At 40.7% G+C, this 14,248-nt stretch carries 10 protein-coding genes and 1 pseudogene; 4 read left to right on the top strand and 7 right to left on the bottom strand.

What is annotated here, in order from left to right:
- The first annotated feature begins 193 nt into the window (after positions 1 to 193).
- The 3 genes from JMX93_RS08370 (at position 194) to JMX93_RS08360 (ending at position 4,507) form a co-directional block, all read left to right on the top strand.
- Positions 194 to 2,746, top strand: coding sequence for a RelA/SpoT family protein (locus JMX93_RS08370; protein WP_198332486.1), 2,553 nt, complete (start codon positions 194 to 196; stop codon positions 2,744 to 2,746).
- Between the two features lie 53 nt (positions 2,747 to 2,799).
- Positions 2,800 to 3,738, top strand: coding sequence for a bifunctional DNA-formamidopyrimidine glycosylase/DNA-(apurinic or apyrimidinic site) lyase (mutM, locus tag JMX93_RS08365; RefSeq protein WP_499204429.1), 939 nt, complete (start codon positions 2,800 to 2,802; stop codon positions 3,736 to 3,738).
- Positions 3,739 to 4,066: 328 nt separating this feature from the next.
- Positions 4,067 to 4,507 (top strand): hypothetical protein, encoded by a 441-nt coding sequence (locus JMX93_RS08360; protein ID WP_499204428.1) that lies wholly within the window; start codon positions 4,067 to 4,069, stop codon positions 4,505 to 4,507.
- A 125-nt stretch (positions 4,508 to 4,632) separates the two neighbouring features.
- On the opposite strand, the gene mscL is transcribed toward JMX93_RS08360, so the two are convergent.
- From mscL to JMX93_RS08345, 3 genes are all read right to left on the bottom strand, one after another.
- A complete protein-coding gene (gene mscL, locus JMX93_RS08355; protein ID WP_499204427.1) occupies positions 4,633 to 5,076 on the bottom strand; it encodes a large conductance mechanosensitive channel protein MscL in 444 nt (147 codons plus the stop codon).
- A 287-nt stretch (positions 5,077 to 5,363) separates the two neighbouring features.
- Positions 5,364 to 7,214: a translational GTPase TypA gene (typA, locus tag JMX93_RS08350; protein WP_193013229.1), complete on the bottom strand. Its 1,851-nt coding sequence runs from the start codon at positions 7,212 to 7,214 to the stop codon at positions 5,364 to 5,366.
- A gap of 361 nt (positions 7,215 to 7,575) precedes the next feature.
- The gene (locus JMX93_RS08345) at positions 7,576 to 8,883 is read right to left on the bottom strand and encodes an OmpA family protein (protein ID WP_193013230.1); all 1,308 of its coding nucleotides are present in this window, start codon (positions 8,881 to 8,883) and stop codon (positions 7,576 to 7,578) included.
- Between the two features lie 561 nt (positions 8,884 to 9,444).
- Between JMX93_RS08345 and JMX93_RS08340 the strand changes: the two genes are divergently transcribed.
- Positions 9,445 to 10,173, top strand: coding sequence for a GspH/FimT family pseudopilin (locus JMX93_RS08340; protein WP_499204426.1), 729 nt, complete (start codon positions 9,445 to 9,447; stop codon positions 10,171 to 10,173).
- Between the two features lie 54 nt (positions 10,174 to 10,227).
- Here the strand turns inward: JMX93_RS08340 and JMX93_RS08335 are convergent.
- The 4 genes and pseudogenes from JMX93_RS08335 to rnc all read right to left on the bottom strand — a co-directional run bounded on the left by JMX93_RS08335 (position 10,228) and on the right by rnc (position 14,134).
- Positions 10,228 to 11,060, bottom strand: a pseudogene (locus JMX93_RS08335) (pyridoxine 5'-phosphate synthase).
- 119 nt (positions 11,061 to 11,179) lie between these two features.
- A complete protein-coding gene (gene recO / locus JMX93_RS08330) occupies positions 11,180 to 11,962 on the bottom strand; it encodes a DNA repair protein RecO (RefSeq protein ID WP_499204425.1) in 783 nt (260 codons plus the stop codon).
- 56 nt (positions 11,963 to 12,018) lie between these two features.
- Positions 12,019 to 13,071, bottom strand: coding sequence for a GTPase Era (gene era / locus JMX93_RS08325; RefSeq protein ID WP_406947314.1), 1,053 nt, complete (start codon positions 13,069 to 13,071; stop codon positions 12,019 to 12,021).
- A gap of 265 nt (positions 13,072 to 13,336) precedes the next feature.
- A complete protein-coding gene (gene rnc, locus JMX93_RS08320) occupies positions 13,337 to 14,134 on the bottom strand; it encodes a ribonuclease III (protein ID WP_198332493.1) in 798 nt (265 codons plus the stop codon).
- Positions 14,135 to 14,248: the final 114 nt, after the last annotated feature.

The raw sequence follows: 14,248 nt of genomic DNA, 5'->3' as shown, positions 1-14,248 counted from the left end.
TGGTTTACTCCAAACCTGGTGGACGTTTGCACTCATAGCTTTATATATTTTACGCGCATTTTATAACTGCTAAAAAACAGATTTTTTAGCAGTTGTATTGGTTTATAGCTGACACTTTATGAATCGTAAGTTCAACGTGTGTGCATAGTAGATGAGGTTATAATCAATTCAAAATAGCTAAGAGGAGTCGGCTATGGTAAAAATTCGTGAAGGATTACCGCTGGTGGATGGACAGACCACGCAAGCCGATAGTGCAGCACTTGCCGCTCAACTGGTCGCGAGCCAACGCTCGCACCAGTCTGCCAATAGCTATGCCCAAATCCCCCTCGATATTAAATACCAGCTGTCCACTCATAAGCTACACACCACTTTTGATCGCTCAGCTCTGCATGCTTTTCATAGTCATGATCCAAAGCTTGAGAATGAGTATTCTGATAACCCACTTTTAGATAAAAACAACGCTCTCGCAGACAAAGAGCTAGAAGCGATTGATCTAGATCAAGTCAACATCGACGTTCCCACTTGGTTAGACAACGTCGCCAAGCGTATCGGACAAGAATCTGTACCCAATCTGAGTGCTGCTTGTGAATTCATTCGCAATCATATGAATACCAGCGAATCTGAGCGCTCAGGTGCATATGTCACTGGTATTGGCATGACAGACATATTGACCTATCTTTACCAAGATGAAGATGCCCTTGTGGCTGCGATGCTCTATCGCAGTGCGCGAAAATCAATCATAAGCCTTGCTGATATTGAAAAAAAATTCGGTGTAGACATATCCACCTTAGTCAAAGATACCTTGGCAATGGGTAAGCTGTCTGAGATTATTGAAAGCAATAAGCGTCTAGAAGATCACTTCGTAAACAACCAGCGCGACCAGCTATCTAATATTTATAGCATGCTAATTTCCGTCACCAATGATGTGCGCGTCGTGCTTATCAAATTGGCTGAGCGTACCTTTGCCATGCGCGAATTAACCTTTTCTAATGAAGAGCGGCAGAATCGCGTGGCGCGTGAAGTAATGACTATTTATGCCCCGCTAGCGCATCGCTTGGGCATCGCGCAACTTAAATGGGAGCTGGAAGACTTAGCCTTTCGCTACCTTGCGCCTGAACGCTATAAAGAGATTGCCAAACTGCTCTCCGAAAAACGCAGCGAACGCGAGTCCTATATTCAGCGCGTACAAGATAAGCTCAATGAAGCATTAGCAGAGGCTAGCATCGAAGGCGAAGTCTCTGGACGCGTCAAACATATCTATTCTATCTACCGGAAAATGAAGCTCAAAGGCTTATCATTTGATCAGCTTTATGACATTCGTGCACTGCGGGTATTGGTCACCAATCCTTCAGACTGTTACCACGTGCTCGGATTGGTACATGGATTGTGGCGTTATATCCCTGAACAATTCGATGACTACATTACCAATCCTAAATCCAATGGTTATCGCTCACTACACACTGCAGTGATTGCTGAAAACAAGTCACTTGAAGTGCAGATTCGCACGCATGAAATGCACTTTGAAGCTGAGCTCGGCATGTGTGCCCATGTCAACTATAAAGAAGGTCTGAAGAATAAAAAAGACAATTATCTTAATCAAAGAATCAGCTCGCTGCGTCAGCTATTATCGATCAATAATGAAACACGCAATCAGCCACGTTCGTCTTTATTAACAGGCGAAGAGCTAGATGAGATGGGGCTTGATGAAGAAGAGCAACTTGTTGATTTTGATGAGCTCGAACGCATCTATATCTTCAGCCGTGATGGTGACATTACTGAATTGCCAAAAGGCGCAACGGTTCTTGATTTTGCTTATTATGTACATACACAAGTTGGTAATCGTGCCCAAGCGGCGCGAGTCAATCAGCGCTATGTACCATTAACCTATCAGCTCAAAACGGGCGAACAAGTCGAAATTATTACCAAAGCATCACGTGAGCCTAACCGTGATTGGCTGGTCGCTTCCCTTGGGTACATTCATACCAACCGTGCACGCTCAAAACTGCGTCAATGGTTTAACAAGCAAGACCGCGACAAGAACATTGAGATTGGTCGTCAAATGCTCAGTAAAGAGCTTGAGCGATTATCGGTACATCCTAATAGCATCGATTTAAACGACTATACTCAGCATTTCCACGTCAATAATACTGATGATATTATCGTCGGTTTGGTCACAGGTGATATTGGTCTTAATCAGCTCACCAGTCATATTTCTCGGCAGCTACATTTAGAGCCTGAGAAGCCGCCAGAAGATTTTGTGCCAAGCGTAGATACCAGAGGTATAGGCAAACTTGATGCTTATAAAATTCGTATTGATGGGCTGGATAATATAGAAATCAATTTAGCAGGCTGTTGCCACCCTGTACATGGTGAGCCGATTGCGGGTTACATCACCTTATCACGAGGTGTCAGTGTCCATAATCGTGGTTGCCCTGAATACTTACGCTTGATCGAGCGTGATCCTGAACGCGAAATAGAGGCTGCTTGGCGGGTACAAGCTGGACGCTATCAACCAGTTGACATTCATGTAGAGGCGTATGATAGACGTGGACTATTGCGTGATTTGACACAAATCATTGACAAAGAAAATGTCAATATCCGCCAAGTTGAGACGCTCAGCAATGATGATAACATCGCCTTTTTAAAGTTCCATATTGAAGTTTCAGGATTGGCACATCTGTCTAAGCTCTTGGCTAAACTAGAGCAACAGCATGGAATCTTGCATGCTCGTCGCGCTGTTGCTTAAATATACAACCACAAAGTCCATTCATTGAATCATAAGGTTATTATAAAAACATCATGCCTGAACTGCCTGAAGTAGAAACAACCAAGACTAGCCTTACACCATTATTAGGGCAACAAATTATCGATATAAAAGTTTATCAACCAAAGCTGCGCTGGGTGATGCCAGATGACTTAGATAGCTTGATTGATTACACACTAGATAGCGTGGAGCGCCGAGCAAAATATTTGGTTCTTAACTTTGTACCTTTATTACCCAGTGATGATAACGCTACAGCTCAAACTGATACGTTAGTACCGCGTCAACTTTTGGTTCACTTAGGCATGTCAGGCAGCCTACAACAGCACAGCTACGGTACTGAAAAGCGCAAGCATGATCATCTAATAATCGTTTTCAAGGGCGCTAATAACACAAAATCTCAGCTACATTACTATGACCCAAGACGTTTTGGATCCGTATTGTGGCACAAGGATTATGGTGCTAAGCTATTAGATCATTTAGGTCCTGAGCCATTATCAAATGAATTTACCGCAGACTACCTATATCAATTGATTCAACGGACAGACCTGCTTGATCTCAATGCTGACACCATAGCAATCGGCAAAGCCAAATCAAAGAAGCAGCCCATTGCGCGCGCTATAAAATCAGTCATCATGGAACAACAAGTCGTCGTGGGTGTTGGTAATATCTACGCGACAGAAAGCCTATATTTATCAGGTATTCATCCAGCCACCCCTGCTCATCAACTATCCCGTGCTCAGATGATTGTTTTGGTTGATCATATTAAAGTTATTTTACAAAAGGCGATAGCGCTTGGTGGTTCGACACTACGAGACTTCACCGTAGCAGATGGTCAAACCGGTTACTTCCAGCAGACATTAAACGTTTATGGTAGACAAGGGGAGGCTTGTCCGCATTGTGATACTGTGCTTGAGAATATCAAACTTAATGGTCGCGCCAGTGTGTTCTGCCCCAACTGTCAGCCAATCGCTTAAATATTATGTTGAACTGTTGCTATCTGTTTCGCCTTAGCTACTACAATAACTTAGATATTAAGTCGTATCATATAGCAGCAAAATTCTCCTGACTAAGTGCCCTATTATTTTGCACTAAGATCATTATATCGTGCGCCATTTTTGTTGCTTATTGACACACATCTTGCTTTAATAGTATGAGCACTTACATAAATAGTGCATAATGTTTATATAGCTGTAATATATTTAGCCTACTTATCGTTGCGCATTGTTTATATAGGGAAATTGTCTCTGTGTGGAAATAGCAGCAGCCAATAATCATACCAATTATGCATTTTAGGACATCGTTATGACTGTTAAAGCCAAAATCCAACGTACAGTTAAGCAAAAAGCCTTTACTATAGCTGCAAGCTTAAGTTTAGTGGCTGCTACTATGCAGCCTGCCTTGGCAGCCATAGAAATTGATGAAACCGACTTTGGGCCCTCTTATGAGACAATGGTGGTTGATACGGTGGTGGGTAAACCTTTACAACTGGTAAGTGCCGTTGCCGGTACTGCCGCCTATCTGGTTAGTCTACCCTTCTCGCTTATCGGTGGGAACGCAGATCAGGCCCAGCAGAAACTCTTTGTTGAACCTTGGGACGCGATGGGACGTTGCTTAGGTTGTACTGTGGCTGAAGATAACTATTACAAATCACAAGTAACTAATGATAATGTGATCCGTATTGTCGTTGACCAACCATCTGAGATTTTGATTAATACTAACGATTATGTCGTAGTTACGCCATAGTCTTTATATTAACAGCTGGTTAAATGATACAACTGTGCTAAAGACAATGCATTTATAAATTATCCATAAAAAAGGCTAACGTCGTGTTAGCCTTTTTTATGTTTTTTCAATCAAATCATCATATTTTATTTTGAAACAGTGGTATTACTTAACTTAGCACTAATTTCACGAAGCAATTGCACCTCTTCTGAAGGTTGTTTTACCAACTCTTGCACTTCTTCTTTACGACGCATTTTGTTAACCATTCTAACCATCATAAAAATGATGAAAGCCAAAATCAGAAAATTAATAAGAACAGTAATAAAGCTACCATAGGCCAATACTGGAACGCCCGCTTGTTTGAGTGCATCATATGTCATTGCAACACCTTCAGGCGCATCACCCAACACTAGTAACATGTTTTTGAAATTGATTTCGCCACCTGCTATGAAGGCAACTATTGGCATAATAATATCTTCAACCAAGGACGTTGTGATAGTCGAAAATGCCCCACCGATAATGACACCGACCGCTAAGTCCATCACATTACCTTTTAAAGCAAATTCTTTAAACTCAGAAACCATACTCATTATTTTCTCCTCAAAATACTAATCTATAATCAAATAAGTATCTCAACAGTCGACCCCATCTGGAGCCTTAAGAAGAATAGCAAAAAACACTACTACTATCGGTTATTCTGTCTGTATTCTCTGAAAATTACAACACAAAAAAAAGCAGCATAAAGTGAACCATATTAAGTTCACTTTATACTGCTAATTTTTTAGCTATCTTGATGCCAATTATTAAATGATAACGGCATCAAATGCTTCTATGAAATATCAATCCAATAAATTACTCAGTAATTTATGACTCAATATTAAGCACCTTTTTTACCACGGCCGTGACGCTTACGCTCACTTTCAGTCAAGTAACGCTTACGCAGACGAATCGCCTTAGGTGTTACTTCAACCAATTCATCATCTTGAATGAATTCAAGCGCTTGCTCAAGTGTGAACTTGACTGCTGGAGTCAACGTCAATGCTTCATCAGTACCACTAGCACGAACGTTGGTTAACTGCTTAGCAGTCGTTGGGTTAACAGCCATATCATCGTTACGTGAGTTAAGACCAACGATCATACCTTCGTAAACTTCAAGCTGCGGCTCAGCAAATAATTTACCGCGTTTTTGCAGGTTAAACAGTGCGAAACCTAAGCAAACACCCTTCGCCATAGAAACCAAGACACCATTCGAGCGACCACCAACATCACCGATCTTTTGTGGACCGTAATGTGAGAAGCTTGACGTCATGATGCCAGTTCCTGAGGTCAATGTTAAGAACTCAGAACGGAAACCAATCAAGCCACGGGCAGGCATAGTCGCTTCGATACGCATACGACCTTTACCATCAAGCTCCATATTGGTCATCTCGCCTTTACGCAAGCCAACCTGCTCCATGATAGAACCCTGATGCTCATCTTCGATATCAAAGACAACGTTTTCATACGGCTCTTGTAATTTACCATCAACTTCTTTAACGATAACTTCTGGGCCTGAAACACCCATCTCAAAACCTTCGCGGCGCATGTTCTCAATCAGTACAGATAGATGAAGCTCACCGCGACCTGATACTTTAAATTTATCAGGAGATTCTGTATCTTCTACACGTAATGCTACGTTATGAATCAATTCACGCTCAAGACGCTCACGGATATTACGCGAGGTCACAAACTTACCATCACGACCAGCAAAAGGTGAGTTATTTACTTGGAAGTTCATTGAAACGGTAGGTTCATCAACCGTTAATGCTGGTAATGCTTCGACAGCACTAGGATCACAAATCGTATCTGAAATATTAAGCGCATCAATACCAGTAATACAAACGATGTCACCAGCCTGTGCATCTTCAACATCAATACGATCAAGACCATGATAACCCATAATTTTCAAAATACGACCATTACGGGTATTGCCATTTTTGTCGATTATAGTCACTTGAGTGTTTGTTTTAACTTTACCACGCTGAATACGACCAATACCAATAACACCAACGAAGCTGTTGTAATCAAGGCTAGATATTTGCATACGGAATGGCGCATCTGCATCAACCTGTGGAGGCTGAACAACATCAACGATAGTTTTGAAAAGTGGCGTCATATCATCAGCCAAGTCGTCAGCTTCTAGACCTGCAATACCATTCAATGCTGAAGCATAAACAACCGGGAAATCAAGCTGCTCATCAGTTGCACCTAAGTTATCAAAAAGATCAAAGATTTGATCCATGACCCAATCAGGACGTGAGCCAGGACGGTCAATTTTATTAATAACAACAATGGGCTTTAGACCTTGCTCAAATGCTTTTTGCGTTACAAAACGAGTTTGAGGCATTGGGCCATCAACTGCATCAACGACTAGTAGTACACAGTCAACCATAGACATTACACGCTCAACTTCACCACCAAAATCGGCGTGACCTGGGGTGTCAACAATGTTGATACGATATTCAGTATCATCAGTCTTATCTGTCCAGCGGATGGCTGTATTTTTAGCCAAAATGGTAATACCACGTTCTTGCTCAATATCGCCTGAATCCATTGCACGTTCAGCAATGTTTGCACGGTCGCCAAAAGTACCAGACTGATGTAATAACTTATCAACCAAAGTCGTTTTACCGTGATCAACGTGGGCAATAATTGCAATGTTACGCAGGTGTTTGATATCGTTCGCCATATAAAATGCTCGTTTCGTCTTAAAAAAAATGCAGTAGCAATAAGCGCCGCTGGATAAACTTTTATCATCAATCAGATAGATAGATATTTAGTACTTACTTTTAGAAGACCGCACAATAGGTGCTGTTAATCAAATAATTTCAATACAATCAATTATCTACACTAATAAATTCATCATACAGATAGCTATGCTAATGTACATTCTGTCAATTTACAGAATGTTTGGGCAGCTAGTATAACATTATTGCTTCATAAATTTATGTAATAACTTGCCTTTCTCAATCCATAAATAAAAAAAAGCCACCCATTAGGTGACTTTTTTTGTAACTATATATTTAACAATATAATTGGTTCAATACTACTTACTGAACAACCATGTCTTTAGTTTGTTCAACAGTCATTGTTTTATCACCAGTGATGATGGCATAAACACGACGGTTCATAGCACGACCTTCTTCAGTATCGTTTGGAGCGATTGGGTTGTTATAACCATAACCAACAGTTGAGATACGGTTTGGAGCAATACCGAATTCGTTAGTTAGCATAGATTTAACTGCAACAGCACGAGCTTCAGACAGACGTTGGTTATAAAGTGCTGAAGGACCAGTTTTAGAAGCATGACCTTCGATACGTGCTGTAGAGTTAGGATACTCACGCATCTTCTCTGCTACTTTAGCAATTTCTGGCTTGTATTGGTTTTTGATAGTTGATTTATCGTTATCAAAGAATACACGTAGTTCCATTTTTAGCTCATCAGTAATATCTACTGGTACTGGGCAACCGCGCTCATCTACAACAACATTCATTGGAGTGCCTGGGCATGCATCGATGCTATCAGGTACGCCATCGCCATCAGAATCAAGATCAGATTCAACTACTACTACTGGAGTAGTGTCGATAACTGGCTCTTGCATTGGTGGTACTGCTACTGTAGGTGCTAAATGGCCACCAAGTACAACTTCTAGACCGGCCAAAGCCATGCCTTCCCACCAGTTGTTATCAAAGTTATGAATCGCACGAGCTTCACCACGTAGGCTTAAAGCGTCGTTGATACGATACATAGCACCTAAACCAAGGTTACCAATAGTATCTTTAGATTCTGCAACTTCAGTACCAGCTGGTACTGTTTCGCCTACTGTAGTACCCTGGGCATTACCTGTCGCAACGTATTGCTCTTGGTTTTCTACTTTAATCTTCGACTGACCAGCACCGACTAATACATATGGCTTGAATGGGCTATCAGTGTAACCTGTGAACTCTTCAGTACCAATTAAGAAGTTACCAGAAAGCATGGTTTGTTCTACGTCAAAGCGGTTAACACCAGCTTTTGCAGAATCTTCAGAGGCTTCGCCGTTTGCACTTGACACACCATACTCTACTTGGAACTGAGTAGAAGGAGTTAGTTCGATACCTAGTGCAGCACCAGTGTATAAGCTGCTTTCTTTAGCTACGCCACCATTGTTATTACCACGAGTACCATCACCAATGGTATCACCATTAGCATTTTCGTATAAATCTTTACCAGTTTTAAGAATTTCGCGTTGCTCGTCATGAGCTTCGCCAGTGTAATGGTAACCTAGTAACAATGGGCTAATAGTTACGCCTGCATTAGCTGCTAAAGGTGCAGCCGCTACAGCAACCAGAGCTAGAGCAATTTTATTCAATTTCATGGACTTCCTCCAAAGGATAATTTTAGTGATGCGTTAAGCAAAACCGCTTCTCAAGATGCTCTAAAATAGACATCTTTTACGAATTTTAAGTGACAAAGCAAAACCAATTAAGGAGTAGCTTAGCGATTATCAATTCAGTTTACAACTTTTTTCGTTAACGAGCTACACATTATTACACGATAATGTCGTAACTAAAACACAATAACCAGCTTAAGTTACCTAGAACTAACACACCTTACGCTTTTTATCTTTTGTATGTCAGTTCACAATAGATAATAAACCTAACAGTATCTATTGTCTGAGCGTATTTTAGTACAGTTAGTATTTTTTCTCTATTATTAAAACCTGTCATTCACTAATTGAAACATTTTTTGACAGTAGACATATATTCTGTTTATATTATAGCACTCAACATTATTTCATACATCATAAATTCGATTATTATTTTTAGGTTCTAAAAGTCTATTGGCTCAACTGTTATAAAATCATTGCATTGAATAACATTCAAAAAAGTGAGACTGTTTTATTGAACTAAACTACTTATTATAGGTAACAAGCCTCATGGCATTGCTGCATAAAATATCATCACGCTATAAAATGCTCTCAGCATTTATTCTGTTGGTGTTTGCTTCAAATAAGCATAAACTAGTGCAAAGCAGATGGATTATTTATCTGCGTCAGATATGTATAGTGATTTTTGAGAAAAACACACCCAATACAAATACCGCAATAGATACAAGCACTGTTAATAGTAGTAGAGAGCAGGGTTTCACGCTGGTTGAACTTATCGTCACTGTATGCGTATTAGCGATTATAGTGACGATCGCCGCCCCAATTATACGAACGCAATTAGCAAGCATGGAAGCCAAACGTATTAAAAGTCAGTTAGAGACTTCTCTTGCCTTAGCCAAAGCTGAGAGTTATATCAGAAGACAGAATGTCATTGTTTGCTTGTCTGATACTGGAGGGCGCTGCCATAGAGACAGCGATAAGACACTTTTGTTATTCATAGATAAAAATGACAATAATCACTTTGATGCACAAATAGATCGATTGATCATTCGGCAGTCTTTAACCCCTAAATACAGTAAGCTAAGTTTACGAGTTGGGAGTCGACGCCACTACATCAAATTTTGGGGTGATAGCGGTAAACCACGAGGACATTTTGGCCATATAAAATACTGTCCGACCTCTACCTACAATCATACCATGTATCAAATTTCGTTCAGTCAAGGTGGTCAGGTTACTTATAAGCCTAATGAGAGCCACCCTACTGATTGTGGACAATAAAAAATTAAATGATTAAGCACTTTGATGCATAACACCTTTCATCATAATAACAGCCTACTCGAGTCCTACAAATACAGCATCTGCAATGAGTGCATGGCAAATATTCAACTCATAAACATCCTCAATTTGCGTGATTGCATTCACATTATCACGTGTCAGCCCATGACCTGCGTTAATTAAGAGTTGGTGATCACTGCGTTGAGCAGTAGCAACAGCTTGCTTGATTCGTTTAAGCTCAGCATTTTGCATGTCTATATTGGCTACCAAGATTGCCTCGGCATAAGCGCCTGTATATAACTCAACAGCATCAGCGCCGCATTCTATAGCAGCAGCAATTTGCTTTTCTTCTGGGTCAATGAATAAAGAAACATTTATGCCTGCCGCTTGTAATTTGCCAATATATTAGCGCCGCATTCTATAGCAGCAGCAATTTGCTTTTCTTCTGGGTCAATGAATAAAGAAACATTTATGCCTGCCGCTTGTAATTTGCCAATATATTCTGTCAACCACGTAATCTGCTTTGCGACATCAAGGCCACCTTCTGTTGTCAACTCTGCTCGTTTTTCAGGTACTAAGCACACCTAAAATAGTTTGACGTCACAAGCAATCGCCAGCATCTCATTCGTGGCTGCGATCTCTAAATTCATTCTAGTCGTCAACTGCCCTGCTATCTCATAAACATCTGCGTCTTGAATATGACGACGATCTTCGCGTAAATGAATAGTAATACCATCTGCTCCCGCCTTCTCGCACCAAAGAGCGGCGGCTAAAGGGCTCGGATAACTAACCACACGCGATTGACACAAAGTTGCCACGTGATCAATGTTTACAGCTAATAAAGGTTTTTGCGAAGCATTTTTGGTTGAAGGTAATAAAGAAATGATCATAAGAAATTCTTTTGATAAAGAAACCCAATTCACTTATAAACGGTGCTCAGAAGATAAAGCTTTAGACAGTCTCAATACTAATTGAACTAGTTATAGCACGTTGAGGATAGCACTATTATTTATTGGTATTGGTAGCGCTGTTGCTGCTGCCATAGTATGCGACTTTGCAACGGTTGATAGTCCAGTAAATGGTCAATGAGGTGTCGATGGATTTTCGACCAATTATTTAAAGTTTTGTCAGTGATCCCTAACTGTGCCATCTCAATAACATCAGTACCTTTGAAAAAACATTGCCCAACAGCATTCTCTAAACGCTTAGTCTGTATATCACTCTGTAAGACAAGCATTAAACCAACATCAGGTAAAAAATGATAAGAACCATCTGGCTCAATGATGTTTTCAATACTATCGTGAGTCAACATTAAGGTAAAACCCAGCTCATTGAATAAATGCTGCTCAAATTGGCGCAAACATAAACGTAGTTCGTTGGCGCTCAAAGGCTGCCTAAGCTGACGCAGACTATCCTGATAATGTAGCCACAATACTGGCATCGGATATTCAGTCGATAACAGCCGCCATAGTATTTCATTTAAATACAACGCCGCGTATTGATGTTGACCGGTGATATTTCCGTAAGGCAGTGCGTCTAAAACAGTGGCAATGCTTTCATCTTTTGCCATGCTTGTTTGAGTTGTGTGTGGCGATGCAATATTAATCTGACTAAACGTTTTTAAATCGCGTTTACCAGTGGCAAAGAGCTGCAATGGCATGAACAATGGCGCGCCTTTTTTCCCAATACCATGTATCACGCCATGTTGCTGAGAAAACAGATAGTATAAGGCGCGCTTTTCTTGATAAGGGCGCTGATGCAATAAATAACCGACTAACGCTTCATTGCGCATTTCTTATTACCTCAGCATCGAGCATATAGAAAAGTGATTAAAGCGCTATTCTTTAATCAATATCCTAAGCTGGTTAGTGCACGTTCATCATCAGACCAACCACGCTTGACTTTCACCCATAGCGTTAGCATGATTTTTTTATCAAAAAGTTGTTCCATATCTTTACGAGCATCCATACCCACTTGTTTGATGCGCTGACCCTTATCACCAATCACAATGGCTTTTTGACCACTACGTTCGACATAAATAGTCGCATCGATGAAAGTACAGGCTTTACGTGGACGACCAGTTTTTGGGTCAGTGTGCGCAGGCTCATCTTTAAACGCATCAATCTGTACGGTTAAGTCATATGGCACTTCGTCACCGGCGCTACGCATGATTTTTTCGCGGATAATCTCACTGGCCAAAAATCTTTCTGAGCGGTCAGTAATTTGCTCGGTATCATAGATAGGGGCAGCAATAGGCAGGTGTGAAGCAATCACTTCTTGTAGACGATCTAGGTTTTGGTTTTTTAAGGCCGATACTGGTACGATATCAGCAAAATCAAAACTGTCATTAAACGTCTCAATCAGCGGCAACACGCTGCCTTTATCCTTTAAGGTATCAGATTTATTAATGACCAATACCACATTTAAATTGGTGTCACCAAGCTTTTGCAGCACTAGCAAATCATCATCACGCCATTGATCTGAATCAACAACAAATAACACCAAATCAACATCTACCAAGGCAGATACCGCAGCTTTATTCATACGTTCGTTAATAGCACGTACTTCATTGCGATGAATACCTGGCGTGTCAACAAATACCGCCTGCATCTCATGATTTGACAAAATACCGTGGATACGGTGACGAGTCGTTTGCGGCTTACGTGACGTAATAGAAAGCTTTTGACCCAATAAGTGATTCATCAAAGTCGATTTGCCAACGTTTGGACGTCCAACGATCGCGACATAACCCGCTTTAAAATCATCAGCAATATCTGCATGACCGCTAGGGGCAAAGAACTCTTCAATTGCCATATCGTTGTCTACGCTAATATCTTCTGATTGATCGATACCCTCATTAGTAGTATCTTGGTTTTGATTCAACTCTGTGTTTTCGGTCATATCTTTGGCATTATCTTCATTATTGGATGGCAAATCAGTACGATTGCTCATAGGTTAATCCTATAGAATTTATACTCAGTCAAATGGTGCTTAATCATGTATTGACTGTATCAACACTAAAAAAGCAGAACCATCATCGACTGGGAAATATTTGGGGTTTTGAAATGTGTGACGTTTACGCTAACTCAAATAAACGATTTTTAAAACATCACTCAACATATACTATCAATGGAATTTGTACTTGTGGCACATGGGTTAATACTAGTTAGGAGCGCTTTTTGGCTGAGCTTGGCAGTTTGTGCAATTGGTTAATCATTAGTTCTGCTGCTTTTTGTTCAGCGATACGGCGGCTCTCACCAGATTCAGTAATATCAGCACAGTTATTGATGTTAACATGGCAACGTACAACAAAAATTTGATGCGGCGCATTACCACGGGTTTCCATCAGCTCATAATGTGGCAGATCAAACTGTTTGGATTGTAGCCACTCTTGCAACCGACTCTTGGCATCTTTTAAGGCTTTTTGGTCATTCACGTTATCGATCAAATCACCATACCATGAGAGCACACAGTCGCGAGTAATATCCAAATCTTGGCTGTCTAAATAAATAGCACCAATCAAAGACTCCACAGCATCAGCCAATATAGAAGCGCGATTGCGACCACCACCTTTACGCTCACCTATTCCCAATATGAGATGATTGGAGAGCTCTAAGTTTTGCGCAATAATAACCAATGACTCTTGACGTACCAAGGTGGCACGCATACGAGTTAAGCGCCCCTCATTTTGGCTAGGATAGCGATGATATAAAGCCTCACCCACAATCATCCCTAATAGAGCGTCTCCTAAAAACTCTAAACGCTCATAATTTTTTTTGCTATCAAATGAGCGGTGTGTCAACGCAAGTTTTGGGAGACTCAAATCTTTGAACACATAGCCTAGCTTGCGTGTTAATACGGCTAACCGCTGAATAAATTCTGAGCTAACAATCAGCGTGTCGACAGACGTGCTATTTTGTTGAGGAGTAGGAAGCGCTTGGGAATGCTGCGAAATTGGTTTCATGCGTGGCTTGTGGTTATCCCTTCTGTTTTACTGATTTGGTTAGTAATAGTATTGATTGATGAACGTTATAAAGACATTCAGATGTTAAAAATTTAAGAATGGTCTAATATTCTC

Source organism: Psychrobacter muriicola 2pS (assembly GCF_904846535.1).
In the GTDB taxonomy this organism is placed as follows: Bacteria; Pseudomonadota; Gammaproteobacteria; order Pseudomonadales; family Moraxellaceae; genus Psychrobacter; species Psychrobacter aquimaris.
Note: the sequence above shows the minus strand (reverse complement) of the source record. Positions and strands in the feature narration are given on the sequence as shown.